The following is a 21,467-nucleotide window of genomic DNA, read 5'->3' as shown; positions in this document are numbered from 1 at the left end:
CTCCCCAGGGTTCAGCGTTTGCGGCTTTCCAGTTCGGCATTGAACAGGCGTAGCCGCGCGGTCAGGTTTTCTTCGTTCATGACCGAGTTGAAATTCTCGAACAGGAATGACAGTGCTTCCCCTTCATCGAGACCTGCATCCGTGCTGAACTTCTTGAGCCTGCGGTAGCCTTCTTCGGTCATGGCGACGGGGAAGCGGCGGGTCAGGCGGAAGCGTTTGGGCATGGTCTCTCCGGGTGTTGGGCAGGGTGGGGGACAGGCCCCCACCACCCGTTTTAGAAGTTTGCGGCCTCCAGCGCCATGACAGTATCCGCGCCCGATTGGATGCGGGTCAGGTGCAGCGCCGTGGCGGGCAGCTGCCGTGCCATATAGTAGCGCCCAGTGGCCAGCTTCGTCTCATAGAACGTGGCGTCGCCGCTGCCGTTCTTCAACGCCTCTTTCGCCGCCAGACCCATCTTGGCCCACATCAGGCCAAGGCAGACATGGCCGAACATGTGCATGAAGTCGTTGGAGCCTGCGAGCGCGTGGTTGGGGTTCTTCATGCCGTTCTGCATGAAGTACATGCCCGCAAATTGCAGGTCTTTGCTGGCCGCCTTTAGCGGGTCGAGGAAGGCTGCGTCGAACTCGGCATCCTGACCGGCGTTGTCCTTGATGAAGCCTTTGACCAGATCGAAGAACGCCATCACATGCTTGCCGCCGTCCTGCGCCAGTTTGCGGCCCACGAGGTCGAGCGCCTGAACGCCGTTGGCGCCTTCGTAGATCTGCGCAATGCGGGCATCGCGGGTGAACTGGGACATGCCCCATTCTTCGATGTAGCCGTGGCCGCCGTAGACCTGCTGGGCCTTCACAGTCATGTCGTAGCCTTGGTCGGTCAGGAAGCCTTTGATGACGGGGGTCAGCAGCGAGACGAGGCCGTCGGCGTCTTTATCCTCGGCGCGGTGGGCGGCGTCGATCATGGTGGCACCCCAGAGGATGAAGGCACGGGCGGCTTCGACGAAGCTTTTCTGATCCATCAGCGAGCGGCGGATGTCGGGGTGGACGATCAGCGGGTCAGCCGCTTTTTCGGGCGCCTCGGCACCGGTCACGGCGCGGCCCTGCAGACGGTCATTGGCGTAGATCACGGCATTTTGGTAGGCGACTTCGGCCTGCGCCAAACCCTGCATGCCGACGCCGACGCGGGCTTCGTTCATCATGGTGAACATGGCGCGCATGCCCTTGTGCTCGGTCCCCAGCAGATAGCCGGTGGCACCGTCGTAGTTCATCACGCAGGTGGAGTTGCCGTGGATGCCCATCTTCTCTTCGATGGAGCCGACCGAGACGCCGTTGCGCTCACCCAAGGAGCCGTCTTCGTTCACCATGAATTTGGGCACGATGAAGAGCGACACGCCTTTGATGCCTTCGGGGCCGCCTTCGATCTTGGCCAGCACCAGATGGATGATGTTGTCGGCCATGTCGTGTTCACCCGAGGAGATGAAAATTTTCTGGCCGGAGATTTTGTAGCTGCCGTCGTCTTGGGGGGCCGCTTTGGTGCGCATCAGGCCCAGATCGGTGCCGCAATGCGGCTCGGTCAGGTTCATGGTGCCGGTCCATTCGCAGGAGACCATCTTGGGTAGGTAGGTGTCCTTCTGCGCGTCAGTGCCATGGGCAAGGATCGCCGAGGCCGCGCCGTGGGTCAGACCTTGGTACATGGTGAAGGCTTGGTTCGCCGCCGAGAACATCTCGCCCACGGCGGTGCCGAGGACATAGGGCATATTTTGCCCGCCGTATTCTTCGGGCATGTCGAGGCCCGTCCAGCCGCCTTCTTTCACTTTTTCAAAGGCTTCCTTGAACCCTTTGGGCGTATAGACCACGCCATTCTCCAAACGGCAGCCTTCTTTGTCGCCCACGGCGTTCAGCGGTGCCAGCACCTCAGAGGTCAGCTTGCCTGCTTCTTCTAGAATGGCGGAGGTGAAATCAGGCTCCAGATCTTCATAACCGGGGGTCTTGCTTTCGGTGACTTTCAGCACGTCATGCAGGACGAATTGCAGGTCTTTGGTGGGGGCTGTGTAGCTGGGCATCTAGGCTCTCCGGATGGTCTTTTTATGGATGTCGGAATTTATTCAGCGGCGCGGCGCGGTTGGTTCATGGAGGCGATCATCTTTTCCCCCCATTTCAACTGATCTTTAAGGTCTTCGATTGCTTCGTTCAGCTCTTCACGGCGCGATTCCAGATCGGCCAGCCGGGCGCGGGCCACGTCATAGGCGGCGGCGATTTGAGTCTGCTGTTGGTCGCCCATGTGGTACAGATCAAGCAACTGGCGGATTTCTTCGAGACTGAACCCAAAGCGTTTGCCGCGCAGGATTAGCTTAAGCCGGGCGCGATCGCTTTTGGTGAACAGACGTTTCTGACCTTCCCGCAGCGGGAAGAGCAGCTCTTTCGCTTCATAGAACCGCAGGGTGCGGGGGGTCACCTCATAGGCGTCGCACATCTGGCGGATGGTCAGTGTGTCGGCGGTCATCTCATCACTCTCCGATGGTCATTTCTGGACTTCAGGTGGGGACTGGCACTTTTGATACAATGGAAGCTGACGTTGACGTAAGCGATACGTTGCGTCACTTTACGGGCGAAGCATTTACAAGTGGGTTTGACAAAGGCGGCGGGGGCAGTGTTATCCGCACCACGGCGCTTGGGCATGGGAGTGGACGGGAGATGATAGACCTCAGTCAGCACAACCCCAAAACGCTGGATGAACTGGTTCACGGCTGCCACGAAGCAAAGACCGCCGCGACCCTACTGGCCTGCGGACTGGCCTACTACCAACTGCATGGGATCGATTTGGTAAGTTATCATGGTGATAGCGCAGGCGCGCCCGCGATCCTTTACCGCTTTGCGCCCACAGGTGCGGAAGAACCTCAATGGCATTCTCAGTTTCTGGATATTGAGAGACTGCGCGATAGCCCGCTGGGAGCCATGGTCCGAAAACAGGTGCTGCCGGTCTATTGGTATGACGTTGTCAGAGAGGCGCGTCTGACTCGCAGCGAGACGCTCTATATGGAAGGGCTTCTGCGGCGCCATCCAAATGGCGGCATTTCACTGAAGGTCCACGGTCCGGGTGGGGATTCTGCCGTGGTGGGCTTGGGGTTTGCCGCTAAACAGGCGCGACTATCGCCGAGTGCGCTGTATAAGCTGCTTTGCGCCGCCCAGATCGCACATCTGCGCTATTGCGTATTGGCGGAAAGCCAATCGCCCCGTAATTTTGGGCTCTCCCCGCGCGAGGTTGAGGTATTGGAATGGATCGCCACCGGCAAAAGCAACGGTGTCATTGCCGAGATACTTGGGATTTCACCTCATACCGTCGACACGATTGTGCGGCGGATTTTCTCCAAACTTGATGTGAATGACCGCACCACTGCCGCCATTCGAGGCTTGGGGACGGGGTTGCTGCGGCGCCCGAAAGACGCGGCACCCTGAAGTAAGGGCATAACATGCCGCATTGTGGCGTGACTGCGTGACGTGACCCCGATGGGGGCAGCCTTTAAGTGCGGGCGCTTGACCTAAAAAGGTAAGAGGCATGTCAGAAAATCAAAATAATAAAGGCTCAGGCAACGGGGCCAAGAACGGTTCTGATGCGAAAACGCGTGCGCGTGTTGTCACCGACCTGAAAGCTGCGTCAGAAGCCATTGAGAATAGCGCATTTGATCTGGCCGGAGAGGCGAGCCCTGATACGGTGTCAGACCTCATCCGCATAGCTGCTGATCTGCAAATGATCATCGCAGAGCTATCGCAGCGCGGCAGCCACTGATCCGTCGAACGGGGGCGGGGGTTAACCTTTGCCCGGTTCGATTGCAGCAGCGGTGTCATCGCGTAGCTTTTGTAATTCGGTCATCGCCTCGTCGAGTTGTTGGCGCTGCTCGGCCAACTCTTCCAACTGCCCGTCAGCCATGGTGACCCAAGCCCGCATCTGCGCCTCGGTGCCCTCTTTTTCATAGATCAAAAGCCACTGACGGATGTCCTCTAACGCAAAGCCGAACTTGCGGCCCCGCAGGATTAGCTTCATCCGGGCGCGTTCGCGCGGGCCATAGAACCGAGAGCGCCCTTCGCGGTGCGGTTGCAGCAATTCGATATATTCGTAATAGCGCAACGTGCGTGGCGTCACGTCAAATGCCGCGCACATCTCTTTGAATGTCAGGCGTTCATCGTCCAAAGCATCTACTCCCTTCAGGCAAACTATGGTCACGCGCGGGGATGCGCAACAGGTGGTCTTGCCCTTTCGCCATCCCCCCATGATAAAGGTCGAAACCAGACGCAAAGGGGTGGGCTGCATGTCAGACAAGTTGAAAATGGCGCGACAGTTCATTCAGGCGCTGCCCCATTCCATGGCGCTTGGGATGGAGCTGCAGGAGCTGGGCGACGGCTCTGCCGAGATTACAATGCCCTATGACGACAAACTGGTGGGCGACCCTAAAACCGGGGTGATCAGCGGCGGGGCGGTCTCGGCCCTGATGGACACTTGCTGCGGGGCGGCGGTGATGAGCCACCCTAGCAACCCATCGGCCACCGCCACCATGGACCTGCGGATCGAATATCTGCGCGCGGCCACGCCGGGCCAAACGATCACCACCCGCGCGACCTGCTATCACGTCACTCGCTCGGTCGCCTTTGTGCGCGCCACGGCGACGGATGAGGACGCCGAGAACCTTGTCGCCACTGCCACCGGAACCTTCACCGTGGAGGGCCACAAATGACCAAACATCGCAAGCCAGAGCCGGTTCAGGTCGTCAAACAACGCCGTGACGGGGTGCTGCGCGCCATGGTCGAAGGCGTCCCCTATATCCGCTTTCTGGGCATCGAGTTTGAACGTCGCGGCGATGAGTTGACCGGCGTCATGCCTTTCTCAGAGCAGTTGATCGGCAACCCGATCCTGCCTGCGCTGCATGGCGGGGCGACGGCGGCGTTTCTTGAGGTTACGGCGATCGTTACCCTAAGCTGGGGACTGATCTGGGAGGATATGGAAAGCGGTGCGCTCGATTTAGACAGTCTGGATGCCGATCATCTGCCCCGGCTGCCCAAGACGATAGATTTTACCGTTGATTACCTGCGCTCGGGCCTGCCGCGTGATGCCTATGCGCGGGCGCGGATCAACCGGTCGGGGCGGCGCTATGCCAGCGTGCATGTCGAGGCGTGGCAGGACAACCGCGCCCGTATCTTCGCGCAGGCCACAGGCCACTTCCTGATGCCGCAACGGCGTGGCTGAAGCGGGCGCAGAGACAGAGCCGCTGACCGAGGCAGAGGTGCGCGCGGTAAAGCGCGGCACGCTGGCCGCACGCGATGTGGTGACACACCGCCGGGTGCTGAAGATTGCCCTGCCGATCGTGATTTCCAACGCCACCGTGCCCATCCTCGGCGCGGTTGATACCGGCGTTGTGGGGCAGCTAGGGGCAGCGGCACCAATCGGCGCTGTTGGGCTGGGTGCGATCATCCTCTCGGCGCTCTACTGGATTTTCGGCTTTCTGCGGATGGGCACCGTTGGGCTGACCGCGCAGGCGGCGGGCAATGGCGAAGAGGGCGAGGTCGCAGCGCTCCTCACGCGCGGTCTGCTGATCGGCGCGGGCGCGGGGCTGGTGCTCATGGCACTGCAATGGCCGCTCTTCTGGGCTTCCTTTCAGGTTGCCCCTGCCTCTGCCGAAGTTGAAGGGTTGGCACGGCAGTACATGGCGATCCGCATCTGGTCCGCCCCTGCCGCCATCTCGATCTATGCAATCACTGGCTGGCTCATTGCGCAGGAACGTAGCCGCGCTGTGCTGGTGCTGCAAATCTGGATGAACGGGCTGAACATTTTGCTGGACCTGTGGTTCGTGCTGGGCCTTGGCTGGGGTGTCGAGGGCGTGGCGATTGCCACCTTCCTCGCGGAATGGAGCGGGGCGGCCTTGGGGCTGTGGTTCTGCCGCGCCGCCTTTGCGCAACCTGCCTGGCGCGATTGGGTGCAGGTCTTTGACGGACCGCGCTGGACGCGCATGATGCGGGTGAATACCGACATCCTGATCCGCTCACTGCTGTTGCAGGCGATCTTTGTCTCCTTCCTCTTCATGGGGTCGGGCTTGGGGGATGTGACGCTGGCGGCCAATCAGGTGCTGCTGCAATTCCTGATGATCACCTCCTACGGGCTGGACGGTTTTGCCTTTGCCGCCGAGGCGATCATTGGCCGGGCTTACGGTGCGGGCCAGCGCGAGGTGTTGCGGCGCGGGGCAGTGCTGACCTCGGGTTGGGCGCTTCTTGTCAGTCTAGTGCTTGCCGTGGTTTTTGCCGCTTTCGGCGGGGCGATCATTGATCTGATGGCCAAAGCACCGCAGGTGCAAGACCTCGCGCGGGTCTATCTGCCCTATATGGTCGCGGCCCCGGTTCTGGGCTGCGCGGCCTATATGCTGGATGGGATTTTTATCGGGGCAACCCGCTCGCGCGATATGCGCAATATGATGCTGGTGTCGTTCCTGTTCTATGTCGCCGTGGCGCTGCTGCTGGTGCCAAGTATGGGCAATCACGGGCTGTGGATTTCGCTCTTGGTGTCCTTCGTGGTGCGGGGCATCACACTCGGGCTGCGCTATCCGGCCTTGGAGCGCGCGGCGGGTTAGAGCAGCGCCTTCACCGCTTCTGGTGGGCGGCCAATCACGGCGCGGCTTTGGGTAAAGGCGATAGGGCGTTCGATCAGGATGGGATGAACGGCCATAGCGTCGATCAGTGCGTCTTCGGGGCTGTCGCTGGTGAGGTTCAGCTCTTTAAAAACCTTCTCGCCGGTCCGCATCATCTCAATCGCCATCAGGCCAAGCGCGTCGCGGGCGGCAATGATTTCCTCCCGCGTCGGCGCGTCTTCGAGGTAGCGACGGAGGCTCACCGTCACGCCAGCCTCTTCGATCAAAGCCAAGGTCTTGCGGGACTTTGAGCAGCGAGGATTATGCCAAAGGGTAATCACAGCCAATCCTCGCGCTTGCTGCCCACCGCGTCGGCCACAGTGGCAAAACCATCGCGGGCCAAAAGTGTCTCCAACCCGCCGGTGATCTCGCGCACCAGCCCAAGGCCGCCGAACACCAGCGCCGTATAAAGTTGCAGCGCCGAGGCACCCGCGCAGATTTTGGCATAGGCGGTTTCGGCGTCCGACACGCCACCAACACCGATCAGCGGAATGTCAGTCAGCCCGGCGAGCCGCGCCAGAACGCGGGTCGAGCGCTCAAACAATGGCGCCCCGGAAAGGCCACCCGTCTCGCTCGCATGGGCGCTGGCAAGGCCGGTTCGGTCGAGTGTGGTATTGGTTGCGATAATGGCAGCGACGCCAGAATTTTGAGCGACCTCGGCCACGTCCTCAATTTCGGCGGGGCTGAGATCGGGGGCGATTTTCAGGAACACGGGCGTGGCACCGCGCACTTCCATCACCCCTTCGAGCAGGGCCGAGAGTGCCGCTTTGCCCTGAAGATCGCGCAGCTTCTCGGTGTTGGGAGAAGAGACATTCACCGTGGCAAAATCTACGTGATTGCGCGCGGCGGTCATCACCCGGGCGAAGTCGGCAGCGCGGTCGGGGCTGGTCTTGTTCGCGCCGAGGTTCAGCCCCACCGGAACGCCAGTGCCGCGCTGCGACAGGCGGGCGCAGATCGCCTCCATCCCGTCGTTGTTAAAGCCGAAGCGGTTGATCGCTGCGCGATCCTCGGTCAGGCGAAACAGGCGTGGACGCGGATTGCCGGGTTGGGGTAGGGGCGTGGCGGCGCCCACTTCGATAAAGCCAAATCCAGCTCGGCTCAGCGGAGCCACAGCGGTCGCGTTCTTGTCAAATCCCGCCGCGAGCCCGACGGGGTTCGGCAGGTCCAGCCCCGCGAGCGTCGTATGCAGACGGGGCGAGGTTTGCGGACCGGGGGCCGGGGCCAGACCTGCCCGCAAGGCGCGGATTGCCAGACCATGCGCCGCTTCGGGATCAATCCGGTGCAGCGCGCTAAGGCCCAATTTTTCGAGCAGCGCCATCATGCGCTTGCTTCGCCCAGACCGGCGGGAAACTCATGCGCGCCATCCACCAAGGGCAGCGGCTGCGCCCAGACCACGTCTTCGAGCGTCAGCTGGCGGTAGAGATGCGGAAACAGCGCGCCCCCGCGTGACGGCTCCCACTTCAGCGCCTCGCCGAGGGCGTCGCTGTCGACCGCAAGCAGAAACAGCCCGTCCTCGCCCTTGAAATGCTTGGCGGCGGTTTCTTCGGCCTGTTCGGCGGTCGAGAAATGTACATAGCCGTCGGTGACATCAATCGGCGCCCCATCGGTGGCCCCAACTTTGCGCAGCGCCGCCCATTCGTCGGCGCGGAATATCTTGAAAATCAGCATAACTTCTGATGCCCGCCGGGCGGGGCGGGGTCAAGACCCGCGGGTGACCATAGGGCAGGTGATATGACCTTTGACACAGGCCTGACGCCGGGCCACGATGCCGGCAGAACAAGCAACAGGGGAACTATCATGAAACGATTCCTGACCGCGACCGCTGCGCTGGCTTTGACCAGCGGCATGGCGGCGGCTGAGTATAACCTCACCATTCTGCACACCAACGATTTCCACGACCGTTTTGAGCCGATCAGCAAATATGACGGCCCCTGTAGCGCCGAGGATAACGGCGAAGGGAAGTGTTTCGGTGGCGTCGCGCGGATGGTCACAGCGATTGAAGCCGCACGCGAACGCGCAGGAGAGAACCATCTGCTGCTCGATGCAGGCGACTGGTTTCAAGGCTCACTTTTCTATACGCGATATAAGGGCGAGATGGCCGCCGAGTTTATGTCAAAGCTCGACTATGATGTGATGGCCGTCGGCAACCATGAATTCGACGACGGCCCCAAAGGGCTGGCCGATTTCGTGGCAAAGGTCGATTTTCCGGTGCTGTCGGCGAATATCGATGTGAGCGGTGTTGAGGGGCTGGACGGTGAGATTGGCAAATCCACGGTGCTTGAGGTCGGCGGCGAGCGGATTGGCATCGTCTCAGTCTTGGCCGAAGACACGCCTGAAACCTCGTCGCCCGGACCTGAGGTGATCTTCTCTCCTGCTGCGGACGCTGCGCAGGCCGAGATTGACGCGCTAACGGATGATGGGGTCAACAAGATCATCCTGCTGACCCACGTCGGGCTGGCGGGTGACAAACGGCTTGCGGAAGAGTTGACCGGCGTTGACCTGATCGTTGGGGGCCACTCTCACACATTGCTCAGCAACAGTGATGACAGTGCCGAAGGCGCTTACCCGACAATGGTTGGCGATGTCCCGATTGTTCAGGCCTATGCCTATAGTAAATATCTGGGCGAGTTGAGCGTGACCTTTGACGACGCGGGTGAGGTGACATCGATCTCGGGCGATCCGATCCTGTTGGATGCCTCTATCGAAGAAGATCAGGCAACGGTTGATCTGGTTGCCGAACGTGCCGCGCCGCTGGAAGAGTTGCGCCAAAAGGTCGTGGCTGAGACATCTGAGACCATCGAAGGAAGTCGCGATGTCTGCCGCGCACAGGAATGCGCCATGGGCAACCTCGTTTCCGACGCCATGCTTGACCGGGTGAAGGATCAGGGCATCGACGTGGCCATTTCCAACGCGGGCGGGCTGCGTGCCTCTATCGACGCGGGCGAGGTGACAATGGGCGAAGTTCTGACGGTGCTGCCGTTTCAAAACACGCTCTCAACCTTCCAGATCAGCGGCGCCACTTTGGTTGAGGCGTTGGAAAATGGCGTAAGCCAATTGGAAGATGGCGCAGGCCGTTTTCCGCAAGTGGCAGGCATGTCCTATGCCTTTGATCCCAAGGCAGAGGTGGGCAGCCGTATCAGCGATGTCATGGTTGCGGGTGTGCCCATTGACCTTGAAAAGACATATGGCGCGGTTTCCAACAACTACGTCCGTAATGGCGGCGACGGCTATGCGATGTTCACAGATGCCGAGAATGCCTATGATTTCGGCCCCGACCTTGCCGATGTGACGGCGGAGTATCTGGCGAAGAACGGCAGCTATAAGCCTTACACCGATGGCCGCATCACGATGAAATAAGGATAGGTTTCGACCTGCTCTGAGGGGGCGCGTCCAATTGCGGGCGCCCCCCTTTGTATGTGGCGTGGTGGCGGCCTTTGGCCCATGGAGCTGTGCTGCGGCGCGGGGCGCACTTGCACCTTCGCACCGGCAGGATACACAGGCGGCAGATAGATAGGAGATTACCAATGCTCACGCCGTTCCACCTTGCCTATAATGTCCGTGACCTTGACCAAACCCGCGCTTTCTATGGCGATGTGTTGGGCTGCATCCAAGGCCGCTCGACCGAGACTTGGGTCGATTATTCCTTTTTTGGGCACCAAATTTCGATGCATCTGGGAGAGCCTTTTGCCACGCAGGCCACGGGGAAAGTTGGCGAACATATGGTGCCGATGCCGCATCTTGGCGTGGTCTTGCAGATGGACGATTGGAAGGCGCTGGCCGAACGGCTGAAAGGCGCAGAGGTCGATTTCGTTATCGAGCCTTCGCTGCGTTTTGAAGGGGAGCCGGGCGAGCAGGCGACAATGTTCTTCCGCGACCCGTCGGGCAACCCGATTGAGGTCAAAGGTTTTGCGGATATGGAACGGGTTTTCGCCCAGTAAGCCTGAGTGCTAGACCCTCAAAGCCCCGTTATTGCTGCGGGGCTTTGGTTCTTTCTGAGTCGGCTGCTTTATTGCGTAGCGGGCTCATCTAAACTGATTGCCCCTTCAAAAGCGGGCTGTTCTAAGGTCTGACCGCTGAATGTACCGGGAGTATCGGCGGTGATGTCGAGCGTATAGCTGCCGTTCACAGGGATCGCGCCGCTGGTCCAAGCCTCTCCTTCGCCTGTGATCGTATGGCTGCCCGTGGCGTTGTTGGTAAAGATCACCTGATCGCCCGGCTGCACATGCGTGAATGACGGAAAGTAGGCACCATCGACAATCAGCACGTTGCGGGCTTCGGCCCATGCTCCTGTGGCTGCGAGAGCACTCATGGCAACGGCCAGAGCGCCCGCGCTTTTGCGGTATGAACGTAGCATCATCTGCTCCTTTAGGTCGCCCGACGGGGGCGGATTGGCCGCGTTTGTACAAAGGGATTGCGGCATAACTTTGGCCGTCTTTGGGGTGGCTTAATCGTTCGTCGCCGGTTCGGCTTGCTGGGCCAGCCAGCCGCGAAAGGATGCGAGGGCGGCGGTTTCGTCGCGGTCTTCTGGCCAGACGAGATAGTAATTGCCGATGCTCTGGGTGGTCTGCGAGGCCGCCAGCACCAATTGCCCATCGCGCAGATAGGGGCGGGCGAAAAAGGTCGGCAGCAATGCCACGCCCAGCCCGTGGATCGCCGCCTGCGCCATGGTCGAGAATTGGTCGAACATCATGCCGCCGGGCGGCTCTTCGGTCACGCCCAGCGACGACAGCCACCGCGCCCATCCGCGCGGGCGGGTCTCCAGATGCAGCAGTGGCAGGTGCCGCACGTCGCGCGCATCCTCCAGCGGTTCGGCCAGCAGATCAGGCGCACAGACTGCCACGACCGTTTCAGGCAGCAGCGGCAGGTAGCGCACGCCGGGCCAGTCTTCATGACCAAAATGAATGGCGGCGTCAAAGCGGCTGCCCGCAAAGGCAAAGGGGTGCAGCCGGGTCGAGAGGTTCACCGTCACCTCAGGATGCGCTCGCGCGAAATCGCGCAGCCGAGGCGCGAGCCAGTGCATGCCGAAAGCGGGGAGGATCGCGAGATCAAGCGTGCCGCCGGTAGGGTTGGTCCGGGCCGAGACCGAGGCCTGGGCCAAACGGTTCAGGATATCGCGCACCTGCGTCACATAGTCCAAACCCGCTTGGGTCGGGGTTAGCCGTCGCCCTTGCCGGATCATTAGCGACACGCCCAGTTGCTCTTCGAGCGTCTTGATCTGGCGGCTAACAGCGCTTTGGGTCAGGTTCAACTCCTGCGCCGCTGCCGTGGCGGTGCCAAGTCGCACGACCGCCTCAAATGACAGCAGGGCCGAGATCGACGGCAAGAAGCGGCGCGGGGCAATCATATGACTTTTTCTCATGAACTCAGGACAAAGCAGCGATAGAGTTCGCGCCGTCAATTTGCAATACTGCCGCAAATCACATCACCCGAAAGGATGCCTCATGACTGCCGAAGCCCCCAAGCTGCGCGCCAAAGATAAACCCGACCTTGGTACATTCGACTGGACGGACCCCTTCCGCCTCGACAGCCAGTTGACCGAAGACGAGCGCATGATCCGCGATTCTGCGCACGCCTATGCGCAAGAAAAACTGCAGCCCCGTGTGATCGACGCTTTTGCTAATGAAGAAACCGACGCAGGCATCTTCCGTGAAATGGGCGACATGGGCCTGCTGGGCGTCACAATCCCCGAGGAATACGGCGGCTTGGGCGGTAACTATGTCTCCTACGGTCTGGTCGCCCGCGAAGTTGAGCGCGTCGACAGTGGCTACCGTTCGATGATGTCGGTACAGGCGAGCCTCGTCATGTACCCGATCTATGCCTACGGCTCCGAAGAGCAGCGTCAGAAGTACCTGCCGAAACTTTGCTCGGGCGAATGGATCGGCTGCTTTGGTCTGACGGAGCCCGACGCGGGCTCCGACCCTGCGGGCATGAAAACCCGCGCAGTGAAGACCGAGAACGGCTACAAGCTGACCGGCTCCAAGATGTGGATCTCGAACTCCCCCATCGCCGATGTTTTCGTAGTCTGGGCCAAGTCCGAAGAACACGACAACAAGATCCGTGGCTTCGTTCTGGAAAAAGGCATGAAAGGTTTGAGCGCGCCGAAGATCGGCAACAAGCTCAGCCTCCGCGCCTCCATCACCGGTGAAATCGTCATGGATGGTGTCGAAGTCGGCGAAGACGCGCTGCTGCCAAATGTACAGGGGCTGAAAGGGCCGTTCGGCTGTTTGAACCGCGCCCGCTACGGCATCTCTTGGGGTGCGATGGGCGCCGCCGAATTCTGCTGGCACGCCTCGCGCCAGTACGGTCTGGACCGCAAGCAATTCAATAAGCCGCTGGCGCAGACACAGTTGTTCCAGAAGAAACTGGCGGACATGATGACCGAAATCTCGCTGGGCCTGCAGGGCTCGCTGCAAGTAGGTCGTCTGATGGATGCCGCCAATGCCGCGCCTGAGATGATCTCGATCGTCAAGCGTAACAACTGTGGCAAGGCGCTGGACGTGGCGCGCATGTCGCGGGACATGCATGGCGGCAACGGTATTTCCGGTGAATTCCAAGTGATCCGCCACATGATGAACCTCGAGACGGTCAACACCTATGAGGGTACCCATGACGTACACGCGCTGATCCTGGGCCGTGCCCAGACCGGCCTGCAGGCGTTCTTTTAAGAAACGGTTTGGGGGGATCACTTCCCCCCATCTCGCCTCGCCGAAAACAAAATCTTTAAATACCAAGAGGCCCCATGGACCGCGTTGCAATCGTTCATGAGAACTTCCTCCGTCGCGTTGCGGCGGGGGATTTTCCCGTTTCCACCTCCGACAAGAAGGCGCTTGATCGTGCCGCGTTGGAGCAGTTGTACCGCGCGCAGGTACTGAGCCGCGCGCTCGACCTTCAAAGCCGTGTGATGCAAAAAGAGGGGCAGGGGTTCTACACCATCGGCTCGTCCGGGCACGAAGGCATGGCAGCGGTCGCGGCGGCGCTGCGGGTCGATGACATCGCCTTCCTGCATTACCGCGATGCGGCTTTCCAGATCGCCCGCGCCGATCAGGCCGAGGGGCAGGACATGCTGCGTGATATGCTCTTGAGTTTCGCCTGTTCTGCCGACGATCCGATCAGCGGCGGGCGGCACAAAGTGCTGGGCTCGCGCCCGCTGATGATCCCGCCGCAAACATCGACCATCGCCAGCCACTTGCCCAAGGCCGTAGGGGCCGCGCATTCCATCGGCATGGCGCGGCGCAACCGGCCTGAGCACGCAATATTGCCGCGTGATGCGATTGCGATGTGCAGCTTTGGCGATGCCTCGGCCAACCACTCCACTGCCCAAGGCGCGATCAATGCGGCTTGCTGGACCGCGGTGCAGGGCGTGCCGCTGCCGTTGCTTTTCGTCTGTGAGGACAATGGTATCGGGATTTCGACCAAGACACCGACGGGCTGGATCAAGGCCTCTATGTCTGCCCGTCCGGGCTTGAAGTATTTTGAGGGCGATGGGCTGGACCTTCATGCGGCCTATGCAGCGGCGAAAGAAGCGGCGGATTATGTGCGGGTGCATCGCAAGCCCGCCTTCCTGCATCTGCGCACTGTGCGGCTTTATGGTCATGCGGGGGCGGATGTGGCGACTTCCTATCTGCCGCGTGCAGAGGTCGAGGCCGATGAGGCGAATGATCCGCTGCTGCATTCCGCGCGCCTGTTGGTGGAGGCCGGAATGAACGCCGATGAGGCGCTGGAGATTTACCGCGAGACCCAAGATGCCGTGGCGAAAGCGGCGGCAGAGGTGATCAAACGCCCGCGTCTCAAGACGGCATCCGATGTGATGGCGAGCCTCGTGCCGCCGAAGCGGACCTGCGCGGCCAGTAACGGGCCGAGTGCCGAGGTTCGAGCCGAGACATTCGGCAGCGATATGGCGCAGATGGACAACCCACAGCCGATGTCGCGGCTGATCAACTGGGCGCTGCACGACCTCATGCTCTCCCATCCCGAGACCATGCTGATGGGCGAGGATGTGGGCCGCAAGGGCGGGGTCTATGGCGTTACACAGAAGTTGCAGGGCCGGTTTGGGCCGGGGCGGGTAATCGACACGCTGCTGGATGAGCAGAGCATTCTGGGGCTCGCCATCGGCATGGCGCATAACGGTTTCGTGCCGATGCCTGAGATTCAGTTCCTCGCCTATCTGCACAACGCCGAAGACCAGTTGCGCGGCGAAGCGGCGACGTTGCCCTTCTTCTCGGACAGGCAATGGACCAACCCGATGGTGCTGCGCATCGCCGGGCTGGGCTATCAGAAAGGCTTTGGCGGGCATTTCCACAACGACAACTCACTGGCCGTGTTGCGTGACATTCCGGGGATCATCATTGCTTGCCCCTCGGCCGGGGATGACGCCGCGATGATGCTGCGCGAGGCGCACCGTTTGGCGCGTGAGGAGCAGCGGGTTGTGGTTTTTGTCGAGCCCATCGCGCTCTATCCGATGAGGGATTTGCTGGAGGCCGGGGACGGCGGCTGGATGCGGAATTATCCGGCGCCGGACCAGCGGATTGGTCTGGGCGAGGTTGGTGTCACGGGCGAGGGGGCCGATTTGGCGATCGTGAGCTATGGTAACGGGCATTACCTGAGCCAGCAGGCGGCGCATGATCTGGCAGAGCAGGGTGTCGCGGCGCGGGTGATTGACCTGCGTTGGCTGGCCCCACTCCCGGAAGAGGCACTGTTGGCAGCAATCGGGGATCGGCCTGTGCTTATCGTCGACGAATGCCGCAGGACGGGCGGGCAGGCCGAAGCGTTGATGGCGCTGATGGCTGAGCGCGGTGTTGAGCGCTTTGCGCGACTGACGGCGGAGGATAGCTTTATCGCCACGGGGCCGGCCTATGCGGCGACGCTGCCCTCACGCGAGGGGATCTTGGCGGCGGCGCGGGAGTTGGTGGGGTAGGGCGAAGGTGCCACCTGCCCGGAACAAGCCGAAGGCGCCGGGCCATCGCCTGCCCGCCCCCCGGTTAGGCGATTTGGTGAGGCTGGGTGCACCTTCGCGAAGGTACACCACGGTTGAGACATAAAGTGGCACGAATGCACGTTGGATCGCCCACCCGCGGGCAGACGATGGCCCTCAACTCTCCGCTGGCGCACCGCCCTGAAAATTATTCCCATTCACATAGTCACAAGGCGCTTCGCGCATCTCAAGATGCAGACCATCGCCTGTGTAGGGATGCGCGCGGGCAAGGTCTTCGTCCACTTCGATCCCCAGACCGGGCGCATCCGGGGCGGTGATGAAGCCATCCTCCACCCGGATCGACCCTTTGATCAGCTGGTCATGAAACGGCGTCTCAATACATTCGCACATCAAGATGTTCGGGATCGCGGTGGCAAGCTGCACATTCGCCGCCCATTCCACCGGCCCGGCGTAGAGATGCGGCGCCACCTGCGCGTTATAGACCTCGGCCATGGCGGCGATCTTTTTGGCTTCGGCAATGCCGCCCACGCGGCCAAGCGCCGGTTGCAGGATCTCCGCCGCCCCGGCACGCAACAGGGGCGCGAACTCGGCCTTGGTGGTCAGCCGCTCGCCCGTGGCCACGGGGACGCGCACGCCGCGCGCGACCTTGGCCATCTGCTCAGGCGCGTCTGGGGGAATCGGCTCTTCGTACCAGAGCGGGCTATAGGGTTCGATTGCCTGCCCCAGCCGGATCGCGCCTGCGGTGGTGAACTGCCCATGGGTGCCGAACAGCAGATCGGCACGGTCACCCACGGCCTCGCGGATGGCTTTGCAAAAGGCCGCCGAGGTGCTGATATCCGACATTGCAGGCATATGCCCACCGCGCAGCGTATAGGGGCCAGCGGGGTCGAATTTCACCGCCGTATAGCCCCGCGCCACGCAGTCCGCCGCCGATTCCGCCGCCATCTCGGGCGAGGTCCAAAAATCCGCCATGCTGTGATGCGGCAGCGGGTAGAGGTAGGTATAGCCGCGCACCCGGTCATTGGTGCGCCCGCCGATCAACGCATGCACCGGACGGTCGCGGTCTTTGCCAAGGATGTCCCAGCAGGCGATCTCTAGCCCCGAAAATGCGCCCATGACGGTCAGGTCTGGCCGCTGGGTGAAGCCCGCGGAATAGGCGCGGCGGAACATCAGCTCGATGTTCTCGGGGTTTTCGCCCTGCATGTGACGGGCGAAGACATCTTCGATCACCGCGCGCATCGCGTCGGGCCCGACGCTGGCGGCATAGCATTCGCCCCAGCCGGTTATGCCGGTGTCGGTGGTCACCTTGACCAATATCCAATAGCGCCCGCCCCAGCCGGGGGCGGGCGGGGCCGTCACGATGATGTCGAGGTCTTGCAGTTTCATGACGGTCTCTCCTGCGAGCTTGATCAGGTCTCTTTTTTGTCGTCGACGATGGTCATCTGCGCGATGCCGCTTTCGCCCAGATCGACCTTGGCGAAGGGGCCGCCGTGGCACATCTGGCCGGGGTCAGTGATGTCGACGGGGCCTTCTTCGGCGAGCACTTTTTCGGCGAATTGCTCGGCGTTGTCCTTGGGCCGGTAGCCGAGGAAGGACGCCTTGGAATTGTCTACCGGCGCGCGGTCGTTGTTCGATACACCGTAAATGACCGAGAAACCGACCGAGGGGGTGTCGACTGCGCGGGTCACCAGTTGGATCAGATCGTCATAGCTTAGCCACGAGCCGAGCGCGCGAGAGTTGTTGACCTGTGCCGCGCTCAGGATGCGCAGATGCACGGATTCAAGCTGGCGTTTGTCCCAATACATGGAGCCGAGGTCTTCGGTGAAGCATTTGGCGAGGCCGTAGAACGTGTCGGGCTTGTGAGGCGCGTCAATGCCGATGAAATCGGATTTCTTATGCATCCCCACGGCATGGATTGAGGAGGCATAGACGACGCGGCGTGCGCCTGCCTGATAGGCCGCTTCCCACACGTTGTAAGAGCCGACGAAGTTCGGGCCGAGCAGTTCCATGAAGGGTTTTTCGTCCACGATGGCACCGAAATGCACGACCATGTCGGCGCCCTCCATCAGCGCCGCGACCTGATCGTATTCCGCCAGATCGGCCTTCTGATAGCGTTCGCCGTCATAGAGTTTGCCGATGTCCTCGGCGATGTCAGAGCTGACCAGTTCTTCGCACATCGCGGCCAGCGGCTCGCGCAGGTATGAGCCAAGCCGACCGGCGGCGCCCGTCAGGACTAGTTTCTTAAATTTCATAACATCTTCCTTTCATGTCTCAGAAATCTTGTCGCGCACTTGGGCCCGCAGGGCATCGGCCCCTTTGGCCAAAAGACCCACATCCGTACCACAGGCGACAAAGGTGAAGCCTTCGTTCAGCAGTTCGGCGGCGAAGTCGGGGTCGGTGACCAGCGTGCCGACGGGAATGCCCTTGTCCATCAAGAGTTTGGCGGCGGGGCGGATCACCTCCCAAACCTCCGCGTGCAGGGTCTGGCCCAGATGGTCCATGTCAGCGGCGATATCGGCGGGGCCAAAGAAGATACCGTCGATCCCCTCAACCTCGGCAAAGGCGGCGGCGTTTTCCACGGCGGCGCGGGTTTCAAGCTGGATCAGGATAGCGGTCTGGTTCTCAACTTCGGTGTTGTAATCCTCGACCCGGCCAAACTGGTTGGCGCGGTTCAGCCCGGCCACCCCCCGGACACCGCGCGGCGGGTAGCGGCAGGCGGCCACGGCGGCGCGGGCCTCTTCAGGCGATTGAACCATCGGAAACAGCAGCCCCGGCGCGCCGAGGTCCATCAGACGTTTGACCTTGACCGCGTCGTTCCAATCAGGCCGCACCATCGCCGTGGTGTCGCTGCCCGAGAACGCCTGCAACTGCCCCAGCACCGATTTCATATCGCTCGGCGCGTGCTCCATATCCAGCATCGCCCAGTCATAGCCCGCATGGGCAACCACCTCGGCGGCATAGCCATCCGAGAGGGAGACCCAGAGGCCCAACTGCTTTTTCCCGGCGCGGATGGCCGTGAGGAATGTGTTCTCGGGGTGCTTCATATCACGGCCTTTTCGATAAATTTCTCCGACCGCGTGATGCGCCCGTAGTCCAGTGGGGTGAGGTCCAGCGTGCGATAGGCGCCATGGGTGATCAACTCAGCCGTGCCGCGCCCGATGGCCGGGGCTTGCTGCAACCCGTGGCCGGAAAATCCGTTCATAAAGACGAAATTCTCGACCTTGTCGTGCCGCCCGACAATTGCGTTTTGATCCACAGTGTTAAAGGCGTAATGCCCGACCCATTCGTTGATCACTTTGACCCGTTCAAAGGTCGGGACGCGGGTGGCGATGATGGGCCAGACTTTCTCCTCCCAAATCGAATGGTCAAAGGTGAAATCATCATAGGCCGCGTCATAGTCATCTTCGGGCGGGCAGCCGGCCATATAATACTTACCCTCTTGGCGCATATGCACGCCGCTGGGGTCGATGGTCAGCGGCAGGTCCATCTCAAGCGGCTCGGCGGCGTCAAAGATGAAGGTGTAGCGTTTGCGCGGCACCACGGGCAGGGTGATCCCCGCCATCTGCGCCGTCGCCGCCGCGCGGGGGCCGGAAGCATTGACCACCGTGCCACAGGAGACCTTTGCGCCGGATTTCAGCGTCACCGCATCCACCGCGCTGCCTGCGGGGTTCAGGGTCATGCCCGTCACCTCATCATGGATAAAGGTCACGCCCCGACGCCTGGCCATACGTTTGAACCAGTCAAACATGGTGCCGCCGTCAAAGTAGCCTTCGTTCACCGTGTTGTGGTTGCCCGCGATGACATCGTCGAGCATGTAAAACGGATAGCGCGCGGCGATCTCGTCCTTGGTCATATGCTGGGTATGCGCCCCCATGGAGGCCTGAATGCTCTGCGCTTCCCGCAGGGTCTGGGCAAACTCCGGCGTGTCGGCAAGGTAGAGGTAGCCAAAGCTCTGCAGCGCCAGGTCAGGCACTTCGGGATCGTCGTGCATGAAGTGGCGGAAGTTGCGGATAAACTCGGCCCCGAACTGAGAAATCTGGATGTTTACCGGGGCGCTGAACTGCTGGCGGATGCAGGAATTTGTATGGCTGGTTGAGGCGAACTCATAGGTGGGGTCACGCTCCACCACCAGCACTTCGCCGTCAAACCCCGGCGTGTTGGTCAACCACCAAGCCAAGGCCGAGCCGTAGATGGCCCCACCCACAATCACCACGTCATATGACGTCTCAAGCGCGTTTTGCATGCACAGTCTCCCTTTGCGCATTCCCCTCTGAAACTTGGGTAGCCTAAGCATCCGGAGCCTGCAATCTCTGTGAACAGCGTGATGAATTTTCCTTTCCCCGCGATGGGTTGCGCGGATGCCTTAGGATAGGGCAAGGTGCCGTAGAAAGCGTCTGGTGGTAATGCGCCGTTGACTTTTATGGCGGCTGTCGCACCATGAGCGATGTGCCGCGTCCGCGCCGCCAAAGACATGACCGCCCAAAGGAGTGACCCTTGAACAGCGACCGTGAAGAGATCGAGCGTCTGATTGGACAGGTCGCTCTGGGGGACCGTGCGGCATTCGAGACACTTTATGATCGGGTGTCCGCGAAACTATTCGGGGTCTGCCTGCGTGTGTTGGATACACGGGCCGCAGCAGAGGACGCCATGCAGGACAGTTTCGTCAAAATCTGGAATAGTTCCGACCGCTATCAGGCCAATGGTCTGTCGCCGATGACGTGGCTGATTACCATTGCGCGCAATACCGCGATTGATCGGCTGCGTGCGACCCGCAAGGGGCATCAGGATATCGACACGCCGGGGCTGGAGCTGGCCGCGCCGGGGCCGAACCCCGAACAATCCGCCGTTGCCGCATCCGAAGCGAAGCGCCTGACCGGCTGCCTCGACGATTTAGAGGCCGACCGGGGCGCTGCCGTGCGCGGTGCTTATCTTGATGGTGATAGTTACGCCGACCTTGCCCAGCGTTTTAATGTGCCTCTTAATACGATGCGCACATGGCTACGGCGCGGGTTGATGAGCCTACGGGAGTGTATGAGCGCATGAGTGACACGCCTATCACCCCCCCTGAAGACGACAATCTGCTGGCCGCCGAAGTGGCGTTGGGTCTGCTCGAAGGCGAAGATCGCGTGGCCGCACGCGCCCGCCTTTTGCAAGACCGCGATTTTGCCCGCACCGTGGCTGATTGGCAGGAGCGTTTCGTCGCGCTAACCGATGATATCGCACCTGTCGCCCCGTCCACCAAGACGCGCAAGGCGCTGATGTCGCGGCTCTTCCCCACGCGCCATGTGCCGTTGATGCAGCGTCTCTGGCTCTGGCAGGGCATTTCGGTTGCAGCACTTGCGACCGTGGCCTTCCTTGCTCTGCCCATGTTGCGCGAGGCGCCTACCCAAGTGCCGGGCGAAGTCTATGCCACCCGCATGGCTGCCGAAGACAGTGCGCTGGAAATGCTGGCCGTTATGGATATGTCACGCGGCGATATCGCGCTGCGTCGGGTTTCGGGCAATGCACCTGAGGGCCGTGTGCTGGAGCTTTGGGCCATTCTGCCCGACCGCGCGCCGATCTCTTTGGGCGTTCTGCCTGAAGGCGACGTTAACCGCGTGGCCTTGCCTGCCGAGTTGGCACCCGAAGCGGCGCAGATCACGCTGGCCATCACCGATGAGCCGCCGGGCGGCGCGCCGGAGGGCGCGCCCACTGGCGGCATCATGGCCCTCGGCGCCGTTGCCGAACTGTAAAAAGGTTGAACGCCCTCCCCAGATCGGGGCGGGCGTTTTTCTTTGTTCATATAGAAACAGTATCTTGAAGCTTATTCAGAATTTTTTGAACGTTTCTGAAACTCCTTCACCTCTTGGCCCGTGGGTTCAGCATCGCCGC

General features: G+C 61.3%; 24 protein-coding genes. 11 read left to right on the top strand and 13 right to left on the bottom strand.

Annotation, left to right across the window (positions count from 1 at the left end):
• Positions 1–11: 11 nt before the first annotated feature.
• From ACSQ16_RS15845 to ACSQ16_RS15835, 3 genes are read right to left on the bottom strand one after another with little or no spacing between them, the layout of a single operon-like run.
• On the bottom strand, positions 12–224 hold the full coding sequence (locus ACSQ16_RS15845; RefSeq protein ID WP_067630099.1) for a hypothetical protein: 213 nt from the start codon (positions 222–224) through the stop codon (positions 12–14).
• A gap of 50 nt (positions 225–274) precedes the next feature.
• A complete protein-coding gene (locus ACSQ16_RS15840) occupies positions 275–2,056 on the bottom strand; it encodes an acyl-CoA dehydrogenase C-terminal domain-containing protein (protein ID WP_243262412.1) in 1,782 nt (593 codons plus the stop codon).
• A 38-nt stretch (positions 2,057–2,094) separates the two neighbouring features.
• A complete protein-coding gene (locus ACSQ16_RS15835) occupies positions 2,095–2,496 on the bottom strand; it encodes a MerR family transcriptional regulator (RefSeq protein WP_093926948.1) in 402 nt (133 codons plus the stop codon).
• A 59-nt stretch (positions 2,497–2,555) separates the two neighbouring features.
• Between ACSQ16_RS15835 and ACSQ16_RS15830 the strand changes: the two genes are divergently transcribed.
• Positions 2,556–3,449 carry a helix-turn-helix transcriptional regulator gene (locus ACSQ16_RS15830; protein ID WP_243262413.1) on the top strand — a complete coding sequence of 298 codons (894 nt, stop codon included), beginning with the start codon at positions 2,556–2,558 and terminating at the stop codon, positions 3,447–3,449.
• 100 nt (positions 3,450–3,549) lie between these two features.
• Positions 3,550–3,780: a hypothetical protein gene (locus ACSQ16_RS15825; RefSeq protein WP_243262414.1), complete on the top strand. Its 231-nt coding sequence runs from the start codon at positions 3,550–3,552 to the stop codon at positions 3,778–3,780.
• A gap of 21 nt (positions 3,781–3,801) precedes the next feature.
• On the opposite strand, the gene ACSQ16_RS15820 is transcribed toward ACSQ16_RS15825, so the two are convergent.
• The gene (locus ACSQ16_RS15820; RefSeq protein WP_093927263.1) at positions 3,802–4,182 is read right to left on the bottom strand and encodes a MerR family transcriptional regulator; all 381 of its coding nucleotides are present in this window, start codon (positions 4,180–4,182) and stop codon (positions 3,802–3,804) included.
• Positions 4,183–4,300: 118 nt separating this feature from the next.
• Here ACSQ16_RS15820 and ACSQ16_RS15815 point away from each other — a divergent pair, with 118 nt between their 5' ends.
• From ACSQ16_RS15815 to ACSQ16_RS15805, 3 genes are read left to right on the top strand one after another with little or no spacing between them, the layout of a single operon-like run.
• Entirely contained in the window at positions 4,301–4,723 is a 423-nt protein-coding gene (locus ACSQ16_RS15815; protein WP_093926945.1) for a PaaI family thioesterase, read from the top strand.
• Positions 4,720–5,232, top strand: coding sequence for a PaaI family thioesterase (locus ACSQ16_RS15810; protein WP_243262415.1), 513 nt, complete (start codon positions 4,720–4,722; stop codon positions 5,230–5,232). The genes ACSQ16_RS15815 and ACSQ16_RS15810 overlap by 4 nt, the downstream gene beginning before the upstream one ends.
• Before the next feature lie 22 nt (positions 5,233–5,254).
• Entirely contained in the window at positions 5,255–6,607 is a 1,353-nt protein-coding gene (locus ACSQ16_RS15805; protein ID WP_394805089.1) for an MATE family efflux transporter, read from the top strand.
• Here the strand turns inward: ACSQ16_RS15805 and arsC are convergent.
• Genes arsC through ACSQ16_RS15790 form a run of 3 tightly spaced genes read right to left on the bottom strand, consistent with a single transcriptional unit; the run spans position 6,604 to position 8,332 of the window.
• Positions 6,604–6,945, bottom strand: coding sequence for an arsenate reductase (glutaredoxin) (arsC, locus tag ACSQ16_RS15800; RefSeq protein ID WP_243263125.1), 342 nt, complete (start codon positions 6,943–6,945; stop codon positions 6,604–6,606). The two genes, ACSQ16_RS15805 and arsC, sit on opposite strands and share 4 nt — an antisense overlap.
• Positions 6,942–7,982, bottom strand: coding sequence for a quinone-dependent dihydroorotate dehydrogenase (locus ACSQ16_RS15795; protein ID WP_243262416.1), 1,041 nt, complete (start codon positions 7,980–7,982; stop codon positions 6,942–6,944). The genes arsC and ACSQ16_RS15795 overlap by 4 nt, the downstream gene beginning before the upstream one ends.
• Entirely contained in the window at positions 7,982–8,332 is a 351-nt protein-coding gene (locus tag ACSQ16_RS15790) for a DUF952 domain-containing protein (protein WP_243262417.1), read from the bottom strand. Before ACSQ16_RS15790 ends, ACSQ16_RS15795 begins: the two co-directional genes overlap by 1 nt.
• Positions 8,333–8,461: 129 nt before the next feature.
• Here ACSQ16_RS15790 and ACSQ16_RS15785 point away from each other — a divergent pair, with 129 nt between their 5' ends.
• Both ACSQ16_RS15785 and ACSQ16_RS15780 read left to right on the top strand, forming a co-directional pair.
• Positions 8,462–10,021 carry a bifunctional metallophosphatase/5'-nucleotidase gene (locus tag ACSQ16_RS15785; protein WP_243262418.1) on the top strand — a complete coding sequence of 520 codons (1,560 nt, stop codon included), beginning with the start codon at positions 8,462–8,464 and terminating at the stop codon, positions 10,019–10,021.
• 167 nt (positions 10,022–10,188) lie between these two features.
• Entirely contained in the window at positions 10,189–10,602 is a 414-nt protein-coding gene (locus ACSQ16_RS15780; RefSeq protein WP_243262419.1) for a VOC family protein, read from the top strand.
• A gap of 68 nt (positions 10,603–10,670) precedes the next feature.
• Here ACSQ16_RS15780 and ACSQ16_RS15775 read toward each other — a convergent pair whose 3' ends face one another.
• Together ACSQ16_RS15775 and ACSQ16_RS15770 are read right to left on the bottom strand one after the other, a co-directional pair.
• On the bottom strand, positions 10,671–11,021 hold the full coding sequence (locus ACSQ16_RS15775) for a cupredoxin domain-containing protein (RefSeq protein ID WP_435988568.1): 351 nt from the start codon (positions 11,019–11,021) through the stop codon (positions 10,671–10,673).
• An 87-nt stretch (positions 11,022–11,108) separates the two neighbouring features.
• The gene (locus ACSQ16_RS15770; RefSeq protein ID WP_243262420.1) at positions 11,109–12,008 is read right to left on the bottom strand and encodes a LysR substrate-binding domain-containing protein; all 900 of its coding nucleotides are present in this window, start codon (positions 12,006–12,008) and stop codon (positions 11,109–11,111) included.
• A gap of 97 nt (positions 12,009–12,105) precedes the next feature.
• On the opposite strand from ACSQ16_RS15770, the gene ACSQ16_RS15765 reads away from it, so the two are divergent.
• The gene (locus ACSQ16_RS15765) at positions 12,106–13,329 is read left to right on the top strand and encodes an acyl-CoA dehydrogenase (protein WP_243262421.1); all 1,224 of its coding nucleotides are present in this window, start codon (positions 12,106–12,108) and stop codon (positions 13,327–13,329) included.
• A 74-nt stretch (positions 13,330–13,403) separates the two neighbouring features.
• Entirely contained in the window at positions 13,404–15,578 is a 2,175-nt protein-coding gene (locus ACSQ16_RS15760) for a thiamine pyrophosphate-dependent enzyme (RefSeq protein WP_317406334.1), read from the top strand.
• A gap of 174 nt (positions 15,579–15,752) precedes the next feature.
• Here ACSQ16_RS15760 and ACSQ16_RS15755 read toward each other — a convergent pair whose 3' ends face one another.
• The 4 genes from ACSQ16_RS15755 to ACSQ16_RS15740 are packed head-to-tail and all read right to left on the bottom strand — an operon-like array spanning position 15,753 to position 19,839.
• Positions 15,753–16,982, bottom strand: coding sequence for a mandelate racemase/muconate lactonizing enzyme family protein (locus ACSQ16_RS15755; protein ID WP_243262423.1), 1,230 nt, complete (start codon positions 16,980–16,982; stop codon positions 15,753–15,755).
• Between the two features lie 23 nt (positions 16,983–17,005).
• Positions 17,006–17,848, bottom strand: a complete 843-nt coding sequence (locus tag ACSQ16_RS15750; RefSeq protein ID WP_243262425.1) for an NAD-dependent epimerase/dehydratase family protein — start codon at positions 17,846–17,848, stop codon at positions 17,006–17,008.
• A gap of 12 nt (positions 17,849–17,860) precedes the next feature.
• Complete coding sequence (locus tag ACSQ16_RS15745) at positions 17,861–18,640, bottom strand: HpcH/HpaI aldolase family protein (protein WP_243262426.1); 780 nt, start codon at positions 18,638–18,640, stop codon at positions 17,861–17,863.
• Positions 18,637–19,839, bottom strand: coding sequence for an NAD(P)/FAD-dependent oxidoreductase (locus ACSQ16_RS15740; RefSeq protein WP_243262428.1), 1,203 nt, complete (start codon positions 19,837–19,839; stop codon positions 18,637–18,639). The genes ACSQ16_RS15745 and ACSQ16_RS15740 overlap by 4 nt, the downstream gene beginning before the upstream one ends.
• A gap of 251 nt (positions 19,840–20,090) precedes the next feature.
• On the opposite strand from ACSQ16_RS15740, the gene ACSQ16_RS15735 reads away from it, so the two are divergent.
• Both ACSQ16_RS15735 and ACSQ16_RS15730 read left to right on the top strand, forming a co-directional pair.
• Positions 20,091–20,639, top strand: a complete 549-nt coding sequence (locus ACSQ16_RS15735; RefSeq protein ID WP_243262429.1) for a sigma-70 family RNA polymerase sigma factor — start codon at positions 20,091–20,093, stop codon at positions 20,637–20,639.
• The gene (locus ACSQ16_RS15730) at positions 20,636–21,328 is read left to right on the top strand and encodes an anti-sigma factor (RefSeq protein ID WP_093926929.1); all 693 of its coding nucleotides are present in this window, start codon (positions 20,636–20,638) and stop codon (positions 21,326–21,328) included. The genes ACSQ16_RS15735 and ACSQ16_RS15730 overlap by 4 nt, the downstream gene beginning before the upstream one ends.
• The last annotated feature ends 139 nt before the right edge of the window (positions 21,329–21,467 follow it).

Origin of the sequence: Sulfitobacter sp. SH24 (assembly GCF_965641895.1) — a bacterium.
GTDB lineage: Bacteria > Pseudomonadota > Alphaproteobacteria > Rhodobacterales > Rhodobacteraceae > Sulfitobacter > Sulfitobacter dubius.
Note: the sequence above shows the minus strand (reverse complement) of the source record. Positions and strands in the feature narration are given on the sequence as shown.

Coding starts and splice junctions, on each gene's coding strand:
- ACSQ16_RS15745 (WP_243262426.1), bottom strand. CDS start 18,640: ATGAAGCACCCCGAGAACACATTCCTCACGGCCATCCGCGCCGGGAAA.
- ACSQ16_RS15765 (WP_243262421.1), top strand. CDS start 12,106: ATGACTGCCGAAGCCCCCAAGCTGCGCGCCAAAGATAAACCCGACCTT.
- ACSQ16_RS15755 (WP_243262423.1), bottom strand. CDS start 16,982: ATGAAACTGCAAGACCTCGACATCATCGTGACGGCCCCGCCCGCCCCC.
- ACSQ16_RS15835 (WP_093926948.1), bottom strand. CDS start 2,496: ATGACCGCCGACACACTGACCATCCGCCAGATGTGCGACGCCTATGAG.
- ACSQ16_RS15750 (WP_243262425.1), bottom strand. CDS start 17,848: ATGAAATTTAAGAAACTAGTCCTGACGGGCGCCGCCGGTCGGCTTGGC.
- ACSQ16_RS15810 (WP_243262415.1), top strand. CDS start 4,720: ATGACCAAACATCGCAAGCCAGAGCCGGTTCAGGTCGTCAAACAACGC.
- ACSQ16_RS15815 (WP_093926945.1), top strand. CDS start 4,301: ATGTCAGACAAGTTGAAAATGGCGCGACAGTTCATTCAGGCGCTGCCC.
- ACSQ16_RS15770 (WP_243262420.1), bottom strand. CDS start 12,008: ATGATTGCCCCGCGCCGCTTCTTGCCGTCGATCTCGGCCCTGCTGTCA.
- ACSQ16_RS15795 (WP_243262416.1), bottom strand. CDS start 7,982: ATGGCGCTGCTCGAAAAATTGGGCCTTAGCGCGCTGCACCGGATTGAT.
- ACSQ16_RS15730 (WP_093926929.1), top strand. CDS start 20,636: ATGAGTGACACGCCTATCACCCCCCCTGAAGACGACAATCTGCTGGCC.
- ACSQ16_RS15775 (WP_435988568.1), bottom strand. CDS start 11,021: ATGATGCTACGTTCATACCGCAAAAGCGCGGGCGCTCTGGCCGTTGCC.
- ACSQ16_RS15790 (WP_243262417.1), bottom strand. CDS start 8,332: ATGCTGATTTTCAAGATATTCCGCGCCGACGAATGGGCGGCGCTGCGC.
- ACSQ16_RS15840 (WP_243262412.1), bottom strand. CDS start 2,056: ATGCCCAGCTACACAGCCCCCACCAAAGACCTGCAATTCGTCCTGCAT.
- ACSQ16_RS15785 (WP_243262418.1), top strand. CDS start 8,462: ATGAAACGATTCCTGACCGCGACCGCTGCGCTGGCTTTGACCAGCGGC.
- ACSQ16_RS15825 (WP_243262414.1), top strand. CDS start 3,550: ATGTCAGAAAATCAAAATAATAAAGGCTCAGGCAACGGGGCCAAGAAC.
- ACSQ16_RS15845 (WP_067630099.1), bottom strand. CDS start 224: ATGCCCAAACGCTTCCGCCTGACCCGCCGCTTCCCCGTCGCCATGACC.
- ACSQ16_RS15830 (WP_243262413.1), top strand. CDS start 2,556: ATGGAAGCTGACGTTGACGTAAGCGATACGTTGCGTCACTTTACGGGC.
- ACSQ16_RS15740 (WP_243262428.1), bottom strand. CDS start 19,839: ATGCAAAACGCGCTTGAGACGTCATATGACGTGGTGATTGTGGGTGGG.
- ACSQ16_RS15780 (WP_243262419.1), top strand. CDS start 10,189: ATGCTCACGCCGTTCCACCTTGCCTATAATGTCCGTGACCTTGACCAA.
- ACSQ16_RS15760 (WP_317406334.1), top strand. CDS start 13,404: ATGGACCGCGTTGCAATCGTTCATGAGAACTTCCTCCGTCGCGTTGCG.